An 18,992-nucleotide genomic window follows, 5' to 3' on the forward strand; every position below is an offset into this window, starting at 1 on the left:
CCTCAGCCGCTCCTCAGGAGGGGGCGAGCGCCGCGGCGCGCGCGGCCAGCTCCAGCTGGTCGGCCTGGCGCTCGCGCGCGACGGCCAGCGCCTCGCAGTGCTCGGCGTGGGCCACGACGTCGCGCGCGACGGCCCCGAGGGCCGCGCGGGCCCCGGTGAGGCCGGTCGCGAAGGTGTCGGCGGCCGGGCCCGACCAGAGCGTGGGGCTCGGCACGGGGTAGTGGGCGGCGACGCCGCGGACCTCGGTGTCCAGGTCCTCGGCGCCGGCGCGGAGCGCGCGAGCGCCCTCCCGCAGCCGGGAGGCCTCGACCCGCAGGGCGTCCGCAGCAGTCACGTCCCGCACCGTAGGGCGGCGCCGGGCCGCGTCGCGGGCCGCGCGGCAGCCGCTCGCCCGGGCGGCGCAGGGCCGACCACCCCTCCGGGTCAGCGGCCCCACGCTGCGGAGCGGCCCGTCACCTCGGGTCGGCGTCAGAGCTCCGGCTGGGCCCGCCAGTGCGGCACGGGCGCGGGTTCCCCGTCGGTGAAGGAGCCCTGCTGGACGCCGTCGCCGGTGACGACGGGCGCGGGCCAGGTGCGGGCCAGCGCCACCAGCTCCGCGGCCCGCACCTCCGCCCAGGCCTGCTGCTCCGGGGTGAAGGGGCTGACGTCCGGAGGGAAGGCACCCTCGCGCATCTGCTCGTAGGTCGGAACGGGCGTCGCGGGGTCGGGCCGGTCGTCGGTGCGGTCGACCGTGGCGAAGAGGCGTTCCAGCATCGCCATGAGCGACCGGTAGCGGATCCACCGCTGGTCGACCCAGCCCTCGGCCGTCCCGTCGTGGTAGCTGCGCAGCAGCAGGCCCGCGGCGTCGCGGCCGAGCCCGGAGAGGGTGCGGATCAGCGGCGCCGGCATGGCGAGGTTCAGGCCGCCCTCGTCGGGGCGCAGGTGCACCGAGACGATGCGCTCGCGGTAGCCGGGGATGCGCATCTGCTCGTTGTCGACCCAGTTCTGCATGGTCCGCGCGATCGCCGCGACGAACGGCGGCAGCGTCGGCACCGCCGCCTGCGCGAACGGGTTGCGCAGCCGCGACCCGCCGCCGTCCCCACCGCGCGGGAGGCTGACCCGGGGTTCTCCCGGCCGCTGCGCCTGCAGGTTGATGGCGAAGCTCGGTCGCGTGGGCAGGGGCGCGTCGAAGAAGTGCAGCGGCATGTTCGACGTGATCCCGCCGTCGGAGATCCACGTGCGCAGCAGTTCCGGCTCGACGCCGACGTCGGGCGCCCCGGTCAGCACGTCGGCGGCGGACGTCGCGAGCCCGGCGGCCCGGCGGTCGTCGAGCCAGCGCGCCCACGCCGCGACCGCCGTGGAGTTCCCCGGCGTCGCGGCGTCGAACTCGTGCAGCGGGACGGCGCTGACGAGGCCGGGGAAGCTGAGGCTCATCCGGGTGGCCACGACGACGGGCAGCCCCGCGCGCGGCAGCCGGTGCAGGCCGCGCCGGGCGGCGAGCACCGCGACGACGTCGTGGACGCCGGTGACGACGGTCGGCGGCGCGGCCTCCGGAGAGCTCAGCACCGCCTCGAGGACCCGGGCAGGGAACAGGCCGCGGAACTCCGCGACGTCGAAGAACAGGTGCTCTTCGGCGGGGGTCCCGACGTCCAGCACCGGCAACCGCCGCGGCCGGCCCTGCACGAGGTCCGTCGTCATCACCTCGAGGTTCACGCGGCGGGACCGGCGGTCGCGCAGCAGGGCCTGCTCCTCCTCGGGGGTGCGCGCGCCCCACAGGTGGGCGAACGTCAGCGGGCCCTCGTCGGGGCGGCGCCCGGCGATCTCGTCGAGGCGCTGCGTCAGCCACGGGGTCAGCGCCGGCTGCGGGTCCGTCCCGCCCATGCCGTTGACGAGGCCGAAGCCGTTGGCGGGCACCTCGCGCAGCAGGCGGTGCACGAGCGCCCACCCGATGCCCGCCGCGAGGCCGCCGACGAGCAGGGCGACCCCCAGCACCGCCACGACGACGGCCAGGGCGGCCGGGGCCGCCGCCGCGCGCAGGTCGTGGACCGCCAGGGCCGTGACGAGGACGCCGGGCACGACGGGCAGCACCGAGCGCCACCACCCCGACGACGACGTGACCTCCTGCCGCAGCGCGGTCGCCAGGGTCCGCGTCCACCGCCCGGTCGCGGCGGCGTCCAGCGCGGCGCGCAGGACGCCGAACAGCGGGCGCGTGCGGGGCTCGGGCTGGAACAGCGCGAGCAGGCCGGTCGCCGGGGCGGTCGCCGCGCTCGCGCCTGCGGGGACGGCACCGGCCAGCTCGGCCGACACCGCCTCGAGCCGGTCGTACCCGGTGGGGTCGCCCCCGGCGCGGGCGTGCTCCGCGGCCGCGGTGAGGGCGGCCGCGATGGCCCCGGCGGAGGCGCCGCCGACGTTGACGATGCGGTAGGTCCGGGCCAGCCGGGACACGGCCGCGGGGTAGACCACCCCGCTCGTCACGCCGCCCTTCATCGTGAGGTCGCACGTGGCCACCGGGTCCGCCGGGTAGGGGGTGGTGTCCACCGGCTCCGTCACGACGCCCTCCGGGGCCGCTCCCGGAGGTCGGGGGGTGGACCGGTGAGCGGGCGTGCCGAGCATGCCGCACCGCGGGGGGCCGCCGCCCGCGTGGGCGCCGGGCGCGTGTCCTACCGTGGCGCTCGTGCCCGAGCTGCCCGCGGTCCCCGCCGCCGCCCTCCCGTCCGACGCCCAGGTCCTCGACGTCCGCGAGGACGACGAGTGGGAGGCCGGCCACCTCGCCGGCGCCCTCCACATCCCCCTCGCGCAGGTCCCGCAGCGCCTCGCGGAGCTGCCCGCGGGCCAGCTGCACGTCGTGTGCCGGGGCGGCGGCCGCTCGCAGCGCGCCGCGGAGTGGCTGCAGGGCCACGGCTACGACACGGTGAACGTCGAGGGCGGCATGGGCGCGTGGGCCGCGTCCGGCGGCGCGATGGTCTCGGAGAACGGCCGGGAGCCTGAGGTCATCTGAGGGGCGGCCGCCGTCGGGCCGGGGTCAGGAGACCTTCGCCGTGCGGTGCCGGTAGGCGTCCACGCTGATCATGGGCGGGCGCTCGGAGACGTCGACGGCGTGCGTGACCGGGGCGTAGTGGCCGTAGCCGTCGCGCGCGAACTGCGTGATCGACGGCGCGTCACCGGCGTCGGCGACGCCCGCCCGCTGGTGCACGACGTGGGTGACGTGGGCCGCCATGCGGCCGAGCGCGGCCGTGTCCTGGTGGCGGTGCTGGCGGCGGCCGAGGTCCACCTGGGCGATCGCCGCGACCCCGCGCAGCTCCAGGGTGTCGATGAGCATGGCCATCTCCACGCCGTGGCCGCCGGAGAACGGAATCGCCTCGAACAGCCGGCGCCGCCCCGCGTACTCGCCGGTGAGCGGCTGCACGACCCCGGCGAGCTCCGGGTAGAACCGGCTGACGAGCGGGCGGGCGACGAGCTCGGTGACGCGGCCGCCGGAGGTCTCCCCCGTGCCCTTGAGCGGCTGGTCGTAGCAGCCCTTGACGAGCTCGACGCCCTGGTCGTGCAGCAGCGGGCCGAGCAGGCCCGTGATGAGCTGCGGCTGCGGGTCGAGCAGGTCGGCGTCGACGAAGACGAGGACGTCGCCGGTCGTCACCGCCAGGGACTTCCACAGCGCCTCGCCGCGGCCGGGCCGCGAGCCCGTCTCCGGCAGCACGTCGTCGCGGTGGTGCACGACCGCGCCCGCGGCCTCGGCGACCTCGGCGGTCGCGTCGCGGGAGCCGGAGTCGACGACCACGACCTCGTCGACCAGGCCCGTGTCCTCCGCGAGCTGGCGGGCCATGCTCACGACGCGGCCGACGGTCGCCTCCTCGTCCAGGGCGGCCAGCACCACGCTCACGCGCGTCCCGGCCTTCTGCGCGCGCAGGCGGTCGATGGGCCAGTCCCTGGCGCGGGACGTCGACCTGTCGAACCAGGTCTGCACGGGCAGCTTCATGCGCACCTCCACGATCACCGTGGCACGCGCGCCGCGGCGGCGGCAGCTCCGGGCGCAGGTGTTCACCGGCGCGTCACACGGGACCGGCGCGCGGTGACGGGCGTGTTTCGGCCCTGTTGCCGCCGCCGGGCCTCCGGTCGCACACCGCTGACCACCGGTGGCGCAGCGTCGACGAAGTGGCGTGTTTGACCTGTCGCCCGCCCGGGTACCACTTCGTGCGTCATGCTCCTCACACCACTGGTCCCACTGTCAGAGGAGACCTGGATGCGCACGGGCCCCCGCACCGTGCCGGCGACCCACTGGGCCTCCTTCGCGCACGACCCCGCCTCGGTGCCCCGCGCCCGGCACGTGCTGCGACGGGTCCTCGACGGGGCCGGGCTGGACGAGACGGCGCAGGCCGAGATCGAGATCGTGCTGTCGGAGATCGTCGGCAACGCCGTGCGCCACGCACGCCCCCTGGGCGACGGCGGCATCCACGTGCAGTGCGAGGTCGTCGGCGACACCGAGCCGCACGTCGAGATCGCCGTGACCGACGGCGGCGCCCCGGGCCGCAGCGTGACCCCGCGCACGGCCGACGCGTCCGCGACGTCGGGCCGGGGTCTGCGGATCGTCGAGGGCCTCGCCGACGACTGGGGCGTCGTGGAGAACCTCAAGGACCTCTCCCGCACGGTGTGGGCGTCCTTCGGCGGCCCCACGCGGCACCACCCCCGCTGACGCTGGGGCGGTGAGAGCGCTCACCCGTGCGGCCCAGTGACCCCGAACCACCTCCCCAGGCGCGCCGTCTCGCGTTAGAGTCCCTCAACTACTGCGCGTAACTAGATGTGCACGTGATGAGACGGAGTGCCGAGGGATGGAGCCCAGGTCGGCGCCCGCGTCGCGCGGCGCCCTCCACGTCCACCTCCTGCAGCGCACCGCGACGGAGCTCGCGGCGGCGCTGGACGTCGCGGGGGCGGTCTCGGCCGTCCTGCGCTCCGCCCACGCCGTGCTCGGCACGAGCAGCTGCGGCGTCTCGGTGCACGACCCCGACTCCGACCTCCTCCTGCCGCAGCTGCCCGACGCCGTCGACGGCGCGGACCCCTACGGGCCCGGGCACCCGGTGCCCCTGGACTCCTCGACGCCCAGCGCCGAGGCGGCCCGGACCGCGCGGCCCGTCCTCATCCGCTCGGTGGAGGAGCTGCGCACCCGCTTCGACGGGGGGCTCAACGACCTCGTCGTGGCGACGGGGGAGCTGTCCTGGGCGATGGTCCCGATGCTCGCCCGCGGCCGGCTCGTCGGCGTCCTGCGCTTCGGCTTCGACCGTCCCGGCTCCCTCGACGAGCTCGAGCTGGAGTTCGCCACCGCCCTCGCCGGGCAGTGCGCCCTCGCCGTCGAGCGGGCGGAGCTGCTGGACACCGCCCGCGACGCCGTCCAGGCCGCGGCCCGCTCCGAGCAGCGCTACCGGACGCTGGCCGAGGCCGGCAGCCTCGACGTCTTCACGGCCGAGCCCGGCGTCGGGCTCACCAGCGACCTGCCGGGCTGGCGCGCCCTCACGCGCCGCGACGGACCCGTGATGCCCGTCGGCTGGCGCGACGACGTCCACCCCGACGACCTGCCGGCCGTCATCGAGACCTGGAACCGCGCCGCCGTCGAGGGCACTCGGCTCGCCTACACGCTGCGCCTGCGCACGCCCGACGGGTGGCGCTGGATCTCCACCTCCGCCGTCCCCGTGCGCGCCGAGGGCGCCGGCTCCGACGCCCCCGTGCAGGAGTGGATCGGCTCCGCGGTCGACGTCACCGAGCGCGTGCGCGGGGAGCGCCGCACGCGCACGCTGCAGGCGCTGACCAGCGCGCTCGCCTCCGTGCACACCCACGACGACGTCGTGGCCGCCGTCCTGGCCGCCGCCGTCGACGGCGCCGACGCGGTGCGCGCCGCCCTCACGGTCCTGCCCGAGGACCCGGGCGGCCACGAGGTCCCGCTGCACACCTGGCAGCGCGACGCCGGGCGCCAGCCGCTGGACGCCATGCCCTGGAGCGGCGCGCAGCACCTCGAGGTCGTCGCGGCGCTGGAGGTCTCCGGCGGGGCCTTCCTGACGGAGCAGTACGTGGCCGACGACCGCTCGCACTGGGCGCCCGAGGCCTTCGCCGACGCCGTCGCGCGCGGCGAGGTGGCGTGGGCGCTGCTGCCGCTGTGCTCGCGGCCCCGCCAGGTCGGCGTCCTCCTGCTGTCCTTCGACGAGCCCCAGCCCGAGGACGCGGCCGAGCGCGAGTTCCTCGCCGCCTTCGCCCGCCAGGCCGCCACGGCCCTGGAGCGCCAGCTGCTCTCCGACGCCGAGCGCAGCACCGCCTCGATCCTGCAGGAGGCGCTGCAGCCCGGCCCGCTGCCCGCCGTGGACTGGCTGCAGGCCCACCGCCGGACCGCGACGAGCGTGGGCAGCGAGGTCGGCGGGGACTGGGCCGAGATCATCGCCCTCGACGACGACCTCGTCGCCGTCGTGCTCGGCGACGTCATGGGCCGCGGGGCGCGCGCCGCCACCGCCATGGGCGAGGTCCGCACCCAGGTGCGCACGCTCGCGCTCATCGACCCGCGGCCCAGCGCCGTGCTGCGCGGGCTCGACCAGTGCTTCGCCGTCAGCGGCACCGACGACCTCGTCACCCTCTTCTACGGCCTGCTCTCCGCCGACGGGCACCTGCGCGCCGCGAGCGCCGGGCACCTGCCCCCGCTGGTCGCCGACGCCGCCGGCAGCCGCTACCTCGACGTCCCGCCCGGGGTGCCGCTGGGGGTCGCGGGCGACGAGCGCGCCGACGTCCTCGACGTGCACCTGCAGGACGGGACCGTCTTCTGCGTCTTCTCCGACGGGCTCGTCGAGACGCGCACCCGCGGCCTCACCGAGGGTCTCGACGCGGCGCTCGCGGTGCTGGGGGACGCGGCCGGGCGCTGCGAGGCCGGCCGCCCGGGCGCGCAGGACACCGCCGCGGCGGTCGCGGACGAGCTCATGACCGAGCTCGGGCGCGGGGTCGAGGTCGACGACGACGTCACGGTGCTCGTCCTCCGCCTGCTCGGGGCGGAGCGCTAGCCTCCCCCGTGTGACGTCCCCCAGCGCCTCGGCGAGCGTCCGCCCGTCCCCCACCGTCGCCGTCGTCGTCCCCGCCAAGGACGAGGAGGAGCGCATCGCGCGGACCGTGGAGTCGCTGCGCTCCCTCGAGGTCGCCGACCTGGTCGTCGTGGTCGACGACGGCTCGCGCGACGGCACGGCCCGCCGGGCGCGCGACGCGGGCGCCCTCGTGGTGGCCCACCGGCGCAACCGCGGCAAGGCCGCGGCGATGCAGACCGGCGCCCGCGCCGTCGCCGCCGCCGAGGCCTCGACCCCGCGCCCGGGCACCGGACCCCGCCCGCTGCTCTTCGTCGACGCCGACCTCGCCGAGACCGCCGTGCGGACGGCTCCGCTCACCGGGCCCGTCCTGGCGGGCGCGGCGGACCTGACGATCGCGGTGCTGCCCCGGCAGTCCGCCGCGGGCGGGGGCCGCGGGCTGGTCGTGGGCCTGGCCCGCCGCGGCACCCTGCGCGCGGCGGGCTGGTCTCCGCAGCAGCCGCTGTCGGGGATGCGCTGCCTGACCCGCCCCGCGTTCGAGGCCGCGCTGCCCCTGGCCCGCGGCTGGGGCGTGGAGACGGCCATGACGATCGACCTGCTCCGCGCGGGCCTGCGGGTGCAGGAGGTGCCGTGCGAGCTGCAGCACCGCGTGAGCGGCACCGACTGGCGCGCCCAGCTGCACCGCGCGGCCCAGTACCGCGACGTCGCCCTCGCGCTGGGCCGGCGCCGGCTGCTGCTCGGTGGCGGCTGAGGTCCCCGGGGCCCCGCCCCGGACCACACCGCCCCGGACCGCCCTCGCGGCCGCCGCGGTCTCCCTGCTGCTGTGGGCGGCCGTCGCGGCCGCCGGCCCCTCCGCCGCCTCGCCCGACCTCGGGCCGGGCGGCGGTCCGCCGTTCGACCTGGGCCTGCACCCCTCCTCGGCCGTCGTCAGCGTCCTGCTCGCGGCGTCCTGGCTGCTCGGCGGCACCGCCGTCCTGCTGGGCCTCGCGGCCGTCGGGCGCGGGTGGCGGCCCCGGCCGGGCCGGGTCCTGCTCACCGGGGGCCTCGCGGCGCTCGTCGTGCTGCTCGTGCCGCCCGTCGGGTCCGCGGACCACCTGAGCTACGCGGCCTACGGGCGGATCGCGGCCCTGGGCGGCGACCCGTACGTGCAGGCGCCCGACGCCTTCGCGGGCGGGAGCGACCCGGTGGCCTCCGCCGTGCGGGCCCCGTGGCGCTCGACGCCGTCGGTCTACGGGCCGGTCGGCACGGCCCTGCAGGCCCTCGCGTCGCTGCTGGGCGGTCCGTCGGTGCGGGCCACGGTGTGGTGGGGGCAGGCCCTGGTGGTCCTGGCGTGGACGGGGGCGGCCTTCGGCCTCGACCGCGCGCTGCGGGACCGGCCAGCGGCCCGGGCCCGCGCGGGGGTGCTGTGGACGCTGAACCCGCTGCTGCTCACCGTCGGCGCCGGTGGTGCGCACGTCGACGTCCTGGCCGGGGCGGCCGCGCTCGCGGCGCTGCTGCTCGCCCCGCGCCGGCCCCTGCTCGCGGGCCTCGCCCTGGGGGTCGCGGTGGGCACGAAGCTGCCCTACGGCGCGGTCGCCGCGGGGGTCGTCGTGGCCTGGGTGCTGGCCCGGCGCCGCGGCGACGGCCCCGGTGCCGGCCTCCTGCTGCGCGGGGCGGTGGGGGCGCTCGTCGTGCTCGTGCCCGCCCACGTGTGGGCGGGGGCGCACGCCTACGACCAGACGCGCACCGCGAGCCGCTACGTCTCGCTCGCCACCGTCTGGCGCCCGCTCGTCGAGGCCGGGCTGCCCCGCGGCGCGCTGCTGCCCGGCACCCTCCTGCTGATGGCCGCGGTCGCCGCGCTGTGGTGGCGCCGGCTGGTGCTCGACGTCCCGCCGGACCGGCAGGCGGCCGGGGTGACGGCCGTGCTCGCGCTGGGCTACCTCGTCGCCGCCCCCTACGAGCTGCCCTGGTACGACCTGCTCCTGTGGGGTCCGCTCGCCCTGGTCGCCGCGGCGCCGGTGGTGCTCGAGCGCGTGCTCGTCGTCCGCCTCACCCTGCTGGCCGTGGCCTACGTCCCGGGCCTCGTGGAGGGCATGTCCCCGGCCGTCGAGGCGGTCACCCTCGGCTACCGCCGGGAGGCCGGGCCGTGGATCGCGTGGGCGGCCCTGGTCGCCGTCCTGGCCCTGCCCCTGCTCATCGGGCGCCGTCGTGTCCTAGCGTGTGACGGTGCCTGACGCGATCGCCCCGGACACCGCCTCCCTCCTCGCCGCCTACGACGCGGCCGCCCGCCGGCCCCACGTGGCCGCGCTGCCCACGGGGGTGATCGCCGAGGAGGACGGGCCGCTGACCCGGGTCTGGTACCCCGAGCGGGGCTTCGTCAGCACCCCCGCGGACCTCGGCGTCACCGGCCCCGAGCTCGACGCCCTCATCGCCCGCCAGCGCGACGCCTTCACGGCCCGCGGCCGGTCGCTGGAGTGGAAGACCTGGGACTACGACACCCCCGCCGACCTGCCCGAGCGCCTGCGCGCCGCCGGGTTCGCCGCCGAGGACCCGGAGACCGTGCTGGTCGCCGAGGTCGACGCGCTGCTGCAGCTGCCCACCGACGTGCCCGAGGGCCTCACCGTCCGCGAGACGTGCAGCGAGCAGGACGCCCGGCGGGTCGCGGAGCTGCAGACGGAGATCTGGGGCGACGACTGGTCCTGGCTCGCCGAGGACCTGTTCTCCCGCTCCCAGGGCGAGCAGCCGCTCGTGCGCATCCTCGTCGCCGAGGAGGGCGACCGGATGGTGGCCGCGGGCTGGCTGTCGCTGGTCCCCGAGTCGGGGTTCGCGGGCCTGTGGGGCGGCTCGACGCTGCCCACCCACCGCCGCCGCGGCGTCTACCGCTGCCTCGTCGCGCGCCGGGCGCAGCTGGCCGCCGGGCTCGGCGTCCGGTACCTGCAGGTGGACGCCTCGCCCGACAGCCGGCCGCTGCTCGAGCGGTTCGGCTTCGTCGCCGTCGCCACGACGACGCCGTTCGTCTACCCCGCCCCCTGAGCACCCGACCCCTGAGCCGGGCGCTCGTGAGCGCGCTCAGGCGAGGTGCAGCTCCTCGGCGATGGCGGTGAGCACCGGCACGATGTCCACGCCCGGCGCGGTGAGGACCTGCGCGCACACGTGGTCCGCGCCCGCGTCGACGTGCGCGGTGAGGCCCGCCGCGACGGTGGCGACGTCGCCGTGCACGCTCAGGACGTCGATCAGCTCGTCGCTGCCGCCGTCGGCGAAGTCCGCGTCGCTCCAGCCGAACCGGCGCAGGTTCGACAGGTAGTTGGTCAGGTGCAGGTAGGGCTGGTCGACCACGGGGCGGCCGACGGCGCGGGCCCGCTCGGGGTCGGTCTCCAGCACGACCTTCTGCTCGGGCGCCACGAGGACGCCCGGCCCGACGGCCTCGCGCGCGGCCGCCGTGTGCTGCGGCGGGACGAGGTAGGGGTGCGTGCCGCGGGTGCGCTCCGCGGCGAGGGCGAGCGCCTTCGGGCCGAGCGCCGCGAGCACGCGGCCCTCCTTCGGCACCCCGGCCCGGTCGAGCGCGTCGAGGTAGTCGACCATCGTCTCCATCGGGCTGCGGTACTCCTGCGTGGCCTCGGGGTGGCCGATGCCGACGCCCAGCAGGAAGCGGTCCGGGAAGCGCTCGGCCAGCCGGTGGTAGGAGGGCGCGACCTCCTCGGCCTTCGTCGCCCACATGTTGACGATGCCGGTGGCCACGACGATCCGCTCCGTCGCCGCGAGCAGCTCCTCCGCCAGCGCGAGGTCGCCCGCGGGCGAGCCGCCGATCCAGACGGTGCCGTAGCCGAGGCGTTCCGCGGTGCGCGCGAAGTCGGCGTCGACGACGGCCGCGCCGCGCCAGAGGCCGTAGGTTCCGAGGTCCATGCCGTCACTGTCCCAGCCGTCCGACGTCCCGGCACGCGCGGACCGTGACATCCGCTGCTCCGGGCAGCGTGGCGAACGGGTGGTGGTGTCAGCCCACGGTCAAGGATGGTCCTGGGGGCGACGAGTCCGTAGCGTGACGTCGGGTGACCCCCTCGTCGTCGAGGCCTCCGAGAACCGGGGCCCAGCACCACCGGGGCACGCCACGAGGAGACCCGCACCAATGCCTGAGCACTGCAGCGTCCTGACCGAGCAGACGGTGTCCCTGCCGCCGGAGTGGTGGGGTTCCGTCCTGGACGGCGTCGCCCTCGGCGACCGCCGCGTCGTCGTGGAGGACGCGGCCGGCAACCGCTTCGTCCTGCTCGCCGAGAGCAGCTACCGCGCCCTCGAGCGCACCCGCGAGGGGGCGCCGGCGCGCGCGAGCGTCACGCTGACGGGTCGCGAGCGCGAGGTCCTGCAGCTGGTCGCGGACGGCTGCCCCGGCTCCGTCGTCGCCCAGCGCCTCGGCCTGGCCGCGAACACCGTCGCCCAGCACCTCGCGGGCGTGCGCCGCAAGTACGGCGTGAACTCCAGCGCCGCGGCCTGCGTCGCCGCGCGCGCCGACGGCTTCATCGTCTGACGGACCCCCCACGAGGCCCCCTGCACGCAGGGCCGGGCTCCGTCCGGTCGCCGGCCCCGCCAGCTGAGACCATGGGGGGGCCATGACCACCACACCCGCCGCCCCGTTCCTCCCGGACCTCCTGCCCGTCGCGGGCAGCGCCGCCGCCGCCGACCCCGACGCCGTCCACGAGGCGTTCACCGACTGGGTCACCTCGCGCGGCATCGAGCTGTACCCCGCGCAGCAGGAGGCCCTCATCGAGGTCGTCTCCGGCAGCAACGTGGTCCTCTCGACGCCGACGGGCTCGGGCAAGTCCCTCGTGGCGGCCGGGGCGCACGCCGCGGCGCTCGCGGCGGGGGTCCGGTCCTTCTACACGGCGCCGCTGAAGGCCCTGGTCAGCGAGAAGTTCTTCGCCCTGGTCGAGACGTTCGGCGCCGACCGCGTCGGGATGATGACCGGCGACGCGTCGGTCAACCCGCAGGCGCCGATCATCTGCTGCACGGCGGAGGTCCTGGCCAACGTCGCGCTGCGCTCGGGCGCCTTCGCCGACGTCGGCCAGGTCGTCATGGACGAGTTCCACTTCTACGCCGACCCCGACCGCGGGTGGGCGTGGCAGGTGCCGATCGTCGAGCTGCCGCAGGTGCAGTTCGTCCTCATGTCCGCGACCCTCGGCGACGTCGACTGGCTGCGGGAGGACCTGACCCGGCGCACGGGCCGGCCCACGGCCGTCGTGACGTCGGTCGACCGCCCCGTCCCGCTGCACTACTCGTGGGCCACGACGCCGCTGCAGGAGACCGTCGAGGAGCTGCTGCAGACCAACCAGGCGCCCGTGTACGTCGTGCACTCCACGCAGGCCGCCGCGGTCGAGCAGGCGCAGTCGCTGACCAGCGCGAAGGTCGCGACCCGCGAGCAGCGCGACGCGATCGCCGAGGCCATCGGCGGGTTCCGGTTCGCGGCCGGGTTCGGCAAGGTCCTGTCCCGGCTGCTGCGCATGGGCGTCGGCGTCCACCACGCGGGGATGCTGCCGAAGTACCGCCGCCTCGTGGAGACCCTCGCGCAGGCGGGGCTGCTGAAGGTCATCTGCGGCACCGACACCCTGGGCGTCGGCATCAACGTGCCGATCCGCACCGTGCTGTTCGCGGGGCTGACGAAGTTCGACGGCCGCCGCACCCGGCACTACCGCGCGCGGGAGTTCCACCAGATCGCGGGCCGCGCCGGGCGCGCGGGCTACGACACGGCGGGCACGGTCGTCGTGCAGGCGCCGGAGCACGAGGTGGAGAACGCGCGCCGCGTCGCGAAGGCCGGCGACGACCCGAAGAAGCTCAAGAAGGTGCAGCGGGTCAAGGCGCAGGAGGGTTTCGTCTCCTGGTCGCAGGCCACGATGGACAAGCTCGTCGTCGCCGAGCCCGAGCAGCTCACGTCGCACTTCCGCGTGACGACCTCGATGCTGCTGAACGTCCTGCAGCGCCCCGGGAACCCGGTCGAGGCCATGCGGCACCTGCTGCTGGACAACCACGAACCCCGCAAGCTGCAGGTGCGCCACGTGCGCCGTGCGGTCGCCCTGTTCCGCGCGCTGCTGGACGCGGGCGTCGCGGAGGTCCTGCCGCACCCGCTGCCCGACGGGCGCACCGTGCGGCTCGTGGTGGACCTGCAGCTGGACTTCGCGCTGAACCAGCCGCTGTCGCCGTTCGCCCTCGCGGTGCTCGACGACCTGCTGGACAAGGAGTCCCCGACCTACGCCCTCGACGTGGTCTCCGTCATCGAGAGCACCCTCGACGAGCCGATGAAGGTGCTGCTGGCGGAGAAGTCGAAGGCCAAGGGCGAGGCCGTGGCCCGCATGAAGGCGGAGGGCATCGAGTACGAGGAGCGCATGGTGCTCCTCGAGGACGTCGAGTGGCCGCAGCCCCTGGCGGAACTCCTGCGCGCGGCCTACGAGGAGTACCGGGCGGGGAACCCCTGGGTCGCCGACTACGAGGTGCGCCCGAAGTCGGTGGTGCGCGACATGTACGAGCGCGCCATGACGTTCGGCGACTTCGTCGCGTTCTACCAGCTCGCCCGCTCTGAGGGCCTGGTGCTGCGCTACCTCGCCGACGCCTACAAGGCGCTGCGCCAGACCGTGCCCGAGGACGCCCGCACCGAGGAGCTCACCGACCTCGTCGAGTGGCTCGGGGAGGTCGTGCGCCAGACCGACTCCAGCCTGCTCGCGGAGTGGGAGCGGCTGCGCTCGGGGCTCGACGGGAGCGAGGCGGTGGAGAACGCCCTCGCGCCGCAGGAGGACGAGGTGCCGCCGGTCACGAAGAACGCCCGCGCGTTCCGCGTGCTCGTCCGCAACGCGATGTTCCGCTTCGTCGAGCTGGCGGCGCTGGACCGTCCCGCGGCCCTGGCCGCCCTCGACGGGTCCCCGTCGGAGGACGCGTGGGCCGACCAGCTCGACGCCTACTACGAGGAGCACGACGCGATCGGCACGGGCCCCGACGCCCGCGGCCCGCACCTGCTGCAGGTCGACGACGGCTCCGGCCCGGACCCGAAGGGCTCCCCGCGCGCCTGGTACGTCCGGCAGGTGCTCGACGACCCGGCGGGCGACCGGGACTGGGCCGTCGTCGCCGAGGTGGACCTCGACGCCTCCGACGAGGCCGGGACGGCCGTCGTGCGCGTGGGCGGTCTGCTGCGCCTCTAGGACCGTAGGATCCGCGGGTGCGACAGCTGGCGGCTCCGTTGGTGGTGGCCGCCGTGCTGGCGGCCTGGTGGGTCCTGCGCAGCCGCCGCATGCCGGGCGTGAACGCCCGGGTGGTGCTGACCGTCACGGTGGCCGTGGGCCTCATCGTGGCCGTCTGCCTGGCGTTGGCCGTCACGGGCCTGGTCGAGGCGGTCGGGGGCCGGTCCTCCGGCTGGGTCTCGGCGCTCGGCTACGGGATCCCCGGCCTGGCGCTCGGCAGCTCCGTGCCCCGGCTCGTCGCCCGCTACCGCGCCTACCGGGGGCTGGAGGCCCGGCGCTGAGCGCGCCTCAGGTCTCGACGTCAGCGCGCAGGCCCTCGAGGTCGACGCCGCCCGCGACCACCTCGTGGGCCAGCTCGTCGAGGGTGCAGCCCTCGGCGTAGGCGTGCGCCCGCAGGGTCGCCAGGGCGTCGTCGCTGGACTGCCGCAGGCTGAGGTTGGCCATGCCGACCGCCACCCACACGTCGCGGCGGCGGCGGATCGCGGGGGAGTCCAGCCACGCCGCGGGCACCCCGTCGGCCGGGGCGTCCCCGTTCTCGGCGTCCGGGCCGAGCGTCTCCAGCAGCACCCCGGCGGTGACCTCGGCGATGAGCTGCGCGGCGATGACGTCGTGGCCCTGGGGCGCCTCGGGGCTGGTGAAGTACAGGTCCAGGACGCCGAAGCGCTCGGCGCCCTGGCGCAGCGGCGTGCTGATGCCGGCCCGGAACGGGGTGCACCCCAGGTGCTGACCCGCGAGCACCGGCCAGCGCTCGGTCAGCTTCTCCACCGTCACGGTGACCGGCCGGCCCTGCTGGTGCGCCTCGAAGCACGGCCCCTCGCCGATGCTGAACTGCAGCCGCTCCGCGGTCGCGGCGTCCTCGCCGCTCGCCCCCAGGGGCAGGCGCAGCCCCGGGCCGCTCATGAGGCTCAGCCCGGCCCCGTCCGCGGACAGCACCCGCGCCGCGGCCCGCGCCAGGAGGCTCGGCAGGAGCTCGTCGCCCGTGTCCGAGGCCTCGGCGGTCCAGGTCCGGGTGAAGCGCTCGACCAGTTCCACGGTCTGCTCCTGGGGGGTGCGTGCGGGAGCCTGCACGGGTTCTCGACAGGAGGTCCGTCCACCGTAGTGGGGGAGGGCGGGAGGTGCAGCCGGGCGTCAGGGCGCGCCCGGCGGCCCGCCCCGGTCGAGGTCCGCGACGACGGCGGCGGCGACCTCCAGCAGCGGCCGGTCCTGGGCGCGCGCCGCCGCGACCAGCCGGTCGTAGGCCTGCTCCGCGTCGCAGGACTCCCGGGCCATGACGACGCCGGTGGCCTGGTCGAGGACCGCGCGGTTGCGCATCGCGACGTGCACGTAGCGGACCCGGTGCTCCCGGTCGGGCCCCGCGGCGTTGACCAGGGCCACGGCCGCGAAGCTCGCGAACAGCTCGGCGAGCCGGGCGCCCTCCTCGTCGACGTCGTCGGGTTCCTCGACGCGGTACAGGTTCAGCGCGCCGGGCGCCCGCGGCCCGCCCGGCAGGCCGACCGAGAAGCTCGAGCGCACGCCCGCACGCTGCGCCGCGGCGGCGAACTCCGGGTAGCGGGCGTCGTCCGCCGTGTCCGGGACCCGGACGACCGCGCCGTCGTGGGCCGCGTCCAGGCAGGGCCCGGAACCCAGCCGGTACTGGACGTGGTCGAGGTCGACGGCCAGGGGGCCGCTCGACGCGGCGGTGCGGGCCCCGCCGTCGCCGGTCAGGGTCAGCGACACCTGGTCGGCACCGGACACGGTCGCCGCCACGAGCTCGGTGAGGCGGGACAGCACCTCCTCCAGCGTGCGGCCCCGCAGCAGCAGGCGGCCCAGCTCGTCGAAGGCGTCCTGGTCCGGGCCGGGTCCGCCGGGCTCCCCGGGGACCCCGGCCCCGCGCTCCTTGCTGGCGTCCACGTCGTGCTCCGTCCACCCCGCTGCGTCCACCGGCGAGGCCGGTGGTCCCCGGCGTCCACCGCCGGAGGCGCTGCGGGCTGTGGCTCCAACCCTCCCGCCGGATCCCGGGCTTCTCCGGCCGGGTCCCGCGGACGTGCAGTGGCCGAAGACTAGCGAGGAGTTCGCCTGCGCGCGCCGTTCACGGCGGGGACCCGGCGGTGCCCGGCACGTCCCCGGGCGGGCCGGGCACGTGCGGGGGCGTGCGCTCCGGGCCCGCCTCGGCGGGGCGGGGGCGGTCCTGGCGGTGCAGGCGCACCGCGACCACGGCCACGTCGTCCTCGCTGCGCGAGGGCAGGAGCCCGGCCAGGAGGCGGTCGACGAGGGTGTCCAGGTCGAGGTCCTGCGCGGCGAGGCGCTGCAGCAGCGCCCGCAGCCGCTCCAGGCCCACCGCCAGCGACTGGTCGCGGCGCTCGACCAGGCCGTCGGTGTAGAGCACGACGGTCGACCCGCGGTCCAGGACGACCTCGTAGTCGGTGCGCTCCGTGCCGGGCACGACCCCGAGGAGGAGGTCGGCGTGCAGGCCGGTCAGGGGGAGCACGCTGCCGTCGGCGTTGACGACCATGGCGGGCGGGTGGCCGGCGTTGGACCAGCGCAGGCGGGTGACGCCGCGCGCCCGCTCGTCCTCGTCCTGCTCCAGGCGCGCCGCGATGGCCGTGGCGGTGGTCGGGATCTGCAGGGTGGCGAGGACCCGGTCGGCCGCGGTCAGCACCTGCGCGGGGGTCTCGTCGTCCATCGCCCCCAGCGTCCGGACGATGGTCCGGACCTGGCTCATGGCCGCCGCGGCCTGGGTGTCGTGGCCGACGACGTCGCCGATGACCAGGACGGTCGCCCCGCCCGGCTGCAGGAACGCGTCGTACCAGTCGCCGCCCACCTGCGCGGCCTCGGCGGCGGGCACGTAGCGCACCACGATCCGCCCGTGGTCGGGCTCCGGCGGCTCCGACAGCAGGGAGCGCTGCAGCCCCTCGGCCAGGTCGCGCTGCTGGCGGTACAGGCGCGAGGAGTCCAGGGCCAGGCCGGCGCGGCTGGCCACCTCGCCCGCCGTCGCGAGCTCCTCGGCGCTCAGGGGGGCCCGCTCGGCGCCCGCGAAGAGGGTCATCAGGCCGACGGTGCGGCCCCGCCCGCGCAGCGGGTAGACCGCCGCGGAACCGGGGGCGAGCGCGCGCAGGTGCCCCACGGCCTCGCCCTCGGGGCGCAGGACGGCCGCGATGGAGGCGGTCGCGTCCTGCAGGTGCACCGGGGTCGCCTCGCGCAGGGACCGCTGCAGGAACGCGCCGTCGGTCAGGTCGCCCAGGCGCGCGGCGGTGTAGGCCTCCAGGAGGGGGAGCTGCGTCTCGTCGCGGTGCCAGCTCCCGACGTCGCGCAGCCCGCGGCGCCAGTCCGGCGCCCGGCCGGAGGGACGGCCGGCCCGCCCCGGCGGGAGGGTCGAGGCGTCGTCGTCGACCAGCGTGACGATGCACCAGTCCGCGATCGCGGGCACCACCAGCCGGGCCAGCCGGGCGACGGCCTGGTCGGCGTCGAAGGTCTCCGTGAGCTCCGCCGTCACGCGCGCCAGCAGGTCCAGACGCGCGGCGGCGGCCTCGGCGGCCTGCTGCGCCCGGGTGCGGGCGGTCACGTCGAGGAAGTACATCGCCAGGCCGTCGGCCTCCGGCACGGCCCGGACCTCGACCCAGATGTCCAGGGGGGCCGGGTAGTGGGCCTCGAAGACCTCCGGCCGGCCCGTCTCGACCGCGTGGCGGTAGCGCTCCTCGAACTCCGTGCCGACCGTGGCGGGGAAGGCCTCCCAGAGGGTGCGGCCCAGGAGCCCCGAGCGGTCGGTGCCGGTGATGCGCTCCGCCTCGGCGTTGACGTAGACGAAGTGCCACGCCGAGTCGAGCACCACGTAGCCCACGGCCAGCGACTCCAGCGCGGAGGCGATCCGCTCGCTCACCTGCCGCTGGGCCGTGACGTCGTGCACCGCCCCGACCAGGCGCACCGACCGGCCCTCCGCGTCCACCAGCGTCCGCCCGCGCCCCTCGAGCCAGCGCCACGCCCCGCTGGGCAGCAGCACCCGGTAGTCGGAGACGAACACCCCGCTCTCCAGGGCCGCGGCCACGTCGTCGGACACCTGCTGCCGGTCGTCGGGGTGGACCCTCGCCATCGCCTCGCCGAGGTCCTCCCCGAAGTCCTCGCGGAGCAGGCCGAACAGTGCGTACATGACGTCGTCCCAGACGAGGCGGCCCGTGGCGACGTCGAGGTCGAAGGTGCCGATGCCGGCGGCCTGCACCGCGACCTCGAGCAGCGCCTGGCTCGTGCGGTAGTCGTCGCCGAGCGCCGCGAGCTCCAGCTCGACGCCCACGGCGGCCGCGACCTGCTGCAGGACGTCGACGTCCTGCCCGGTCCACTTCCGCACGTCCGCTCCGCCCACGCACACCGCGCCGACGACCTCTCCGCCCACGCTCAGGGGGACCCCGAGGTAGGAGCGCAGGCTCCCGGCGCTCACCGGCGCCAGCTGCGAGACCCGGGCGTCGGACCACGTGTCGGGGATGGCCAGGGGGCCGCCGGCGGCGGCCGTGAGCGAGCACAGCGCCTGGTCGAGCGGGCCCTCGTCCCCCGGGCGGTGGGCCTGGGGGCCGGTTCCCCCCACGACGTCGTCGACGTCGGTCAGCAGCGAGACCTGCGCGGAGGACGTGCCGAGCAGCTGCGCGGCCAGGCGCGCCAGCCGGTCCAGGCCGGGCAGGTCCCGCCCGGGCCGCAGCCGGCGTGCGGCCGTCGTGCGCGCCGCGTCCCCCGTGAGCGCGGCGGCGGCGAGCGCGGCGTCGCTCCGGTCGGCATCCTCGCCGGGGGGCTCCTGCGCCACGCGTCCTCCTCGCTC

At 76.7% G+C, this 18,992-nt stretch carries 16 protein-coding genes; 9 read left to right on the top strand and 7 right to left on the bottom strand.

The window, feature by feature from the left end:
• Nucleotides 1–13 precede the first annotated feature (13 nt).
• On the bottom strand, nt 14–334 hold the full coding sequence (locus F1544_RS13145) for a hypothetical protein (protein WP_167586062.1): 321 nt from the start codon (nt 332–334) through the stop codon (nt 14–16).
• A gap of 134 nt (nt 335–468) precedes the next feature.
• The gene (locus F1544_RS13150) at nt 469–2,529 is read right to left on the bottom strand and encodes a patatin-like phospholipase family protein (protein ID WP_167586064.1); all 2,061 of its coding nucleotides are present in this window, start codon (nt 2,527–2,529) and stop codon (nt 469–471) included.
• Between the two features lie 124 nt (nt 2,530–2,653).
• On the opposite strand from F1544_RS13150, the gene F1544_RS13155 reads away from it, so the two are divergent.
• On the top strand, nt 2,654–2,977 hold the full coding sequence (locus tag F1544_RS13155; protein WP_308470058.1) for a rhodanese-like domain-containing protein: 324 nt from the start codon (nt 2,654–2,656) through the stop codon (nt 2,975–2,977).
• A 24-nt stretch (nt 2,978–3,001) separates the two neighbouring features.
• On the opposite strand, the gene F1544_RS13160 is transcribed toward F1544_RS13155, so the two are convergent.
• A complete protein-coding gene (locus F1544_RS13160; protein ID WP_167586066.1) occupies nt 3,002–3,952 on the bottom strand; it encodes a glucosyl-3-phosphoglycerate synthase in 951 nt (316 codons plus the stop codon).
• 264 nt (nt 3,953–4,216) lie between these two features.
• Here F1544_RS13160 and F1544_RS13165 point away from each other — a divergent pair, with 264 nt between their 5' ends.
• The 5 genes from F1544_RS13165 (at nt 4,217) to F1544_RS26360 (ending at nt 10,031) form a co-directional block, all read left to right on the top strand.
• On the top strand, nt 4,217–4,666 hold the full coding sequence (locus F1544_RS13165; protein ID WP_167586068.1) for an ATP-binding protein: 450 nt from the start codon (nt 4,217–4,219) through the stop codon (nt 4,664–4,666).
• 136 nt (nt 4,667–4,802) lie between these two features.
• Entirely contained in the window at nt 4,803–7,004 is a 2,202-nt protein-coding gene (locus F1544_RS13170; RefSeq protein WP_167586070.1) for a SpoIIE family protein phosphatase, read from the top strand.
• Between the two features lie 10 nt (nt 7,005–7,014).
• On the top strand, nt 7,015–7,770 hold the full coding sequence (locus tag F1544_RS13175) for a glycosyltransferase family 2 protein (protein WP_167586071.1): 756 nt from the start codon (nt 7,015–7,017) through the stop codon (nt 7,768–7,770).
• Nucleotides 7,760–9,232 (top strand): MptA/MptB family glycosyltransferase, encoded by a 1,473-nt coding sequence (locus tag F1544_RS13180; protein WP_167586072.1) that lies wholly within the window; start codon nt 7,760–7,762, stop codon nt 9,230–9,232. The genes F1544_RS13175 and F1544_RS13180 overlap by 11 nt, the downstream gene beginning before the upstream one ends.
• Complete coding sequence (locus F1544_RS26360; RefSeq protein WP_208971817.1) at nt 9,225–10,031, top strand: GNAT family N-acetyltransferase; 807 nt, start codon at nt 9,225–9,227, stop codon at nt 10,029–10,031. Before F1544_RS13180 ends, F1544_RS26360 begins: the two co-directional genes overlap by 8 nt.
• Before the next feature lie 36 nt (nt 10,032–10,067).
• Here F1544_RS26360 and F1544_RS13190 read toward each other — a convergent pair whose 3' ends face one another.
• Complete coding sequence (locus F1544_RS13190) at nt 10,068–10,901, bottom strand: LLM class F420-dependent oxidoreductase (protein WP_167586073.1); 834 nt, start codon at nt 10,899–10,901, stop codon at nt 10,068–10,070.
• Between the two features lie 220 nt (nt 10,902–11,121).
• Here F1544_RS13190 and F1544_RS13195 point away from each other — a divergent pair, with 220 nt between their 5' ends.
• The 3 genes from F1544_RS13195 (at nt 11,122) to F1544_RS13205 (ending at nt 14,493) form a co-directional block, all read left to right on the top strand.
• Complete coding sequence (locus F1544_RS13195) at nt 11,122–11,517, top strand: helix-turn-helix domain-containing protein (protein WP_208971818.1); 396 nt, start codon at nt 11,122–11,124, stop codon at nt 11,515–11,517.
• Between the two features lie 82 nt (nt 11,518–11,599).
• Nucleotides 11,600–14,173, top strand: a complete 2,574-nt coding sequence (locus F1544_RS13200; protein WP_167586074.1) for a DEAD/DEAH box helicase — start codon at nt 11,600–11,602, stop codon at nt 14,171–14,173.
• Between the two features lie 17 nt (nt 14,174–14,190).
• Nucleotides 14,191–14,493 carry a TMEM199/VMA12 family protein gene (locus F1544_RS13205; protein ID WP_167586075.1) on the top strand — a complete coding sequence of 101 codons (303 nt, stop codon included), beginning with the start codon at nt 14,191–14,193 and terminating at the stop codon, nt 14,491–14,493.
• A gap of 7 nt (nt 14,494–14,500) precedes the next feature.
• Here the strand turns inward: F1544_RS13205 and F1544_RS13210 are convergent, their stop codons facing one another.
• From F1544_RS13210 to F1544_RS13220, 3 genes are all read right to left on the bottom strand, one after another.
• The gene (locus tag F1544_RS13210; RefSeq protein ID WP_167586076.1) at nt 14,501–15,244 is read right to left on the bottom strand and encodes a GAF domain-containing protein; all 744 of its coding nucleotides are present in this window, start codon (nt 15,242–15,244) and stop codon (nt 14,501–14,503) included.
• Between the two features lie 96 nt (nt 15,245–15,340).
• On the bottom strand, nt 15,341–16,102 hold the full coding sequence (locus F1544_RS13215; protein ID WP_167586077.1) for a GAF and ANTAR domain-containing protein: 762 nt from the start codon (nt 16,100–16,102) through the stop codon (nt 15,341–15,343).
• Between the two features lie 178 nt (nt 16,103–16,280).
• On the bottom strand, nt 16,281–18,977 hold the full coding sequence (locus F1544_RS13220) for a SpoIIE family protein phosphatase (protein WP_167586078.1): 2,697 nt from the start codon (nt 18,975–18,977) through the stop codon (nt 16,281–16,283).
• Between the last annotated feature and the right edge of the window lie 15 nt (nt 18,978–18,992).

The organism is Kineococcus rubinsiae, from assembly GCF_011839805.1.
Lineage (GTDB): Bacteria > Actinomycetota > Actinomycetes > Actinomycetales > Kineococcaceae > Kineococcus > Kineococcus rubinsiae.

Excerpts from the sequence above, each read along its gene's own strand:
- F1544_RS13165 (WP_167586068.1), top strand. The coding sequence starts at position 4,217 with ATGCGCACGGGCCCCCGCACCGTGCCGGCGACCCACTGGGCCTCCTTC.
- F1544_RS13170 (WP_167586070.1), top strand. The coding sequence starts at position 4,803 with ATGGAGCCCAGGTCGGCGCCCGCGTCGCGCGGCGCCCTCCACGTCCAC.
- F1544_RS13195 (WP_208971818.1), top strand. The coding sequence starts at position 11,122 with ATGCCTGAGCACTGCAGCGTCCTGACCGAGCAGACGGTGTCCCTGCCG.
- F1544_RS13200 (WP_167586074.1), top strand. The coding sequence starts at position 11,600 with ATGACCACCACACCCGCCGCCCCGTTCCTCCCGGACCTCCTGCCCGTC.
- F1544_RS13190 (WP_167586073.1), bottom strand. The coding sequence starts at position 10,901 with ATGGACCTCGGAACCTACGGCCTCTGGCGCGGCGCGGCCGTCGTCGAC.
- F1544_RS13160 (WP_167586066.1), bottom strand. The coding sequence starts at position 3,952 with ATGAAGCTGCCCGTGCAGACCTGGTTCGACAGGTCGACGTCCCGCGCC.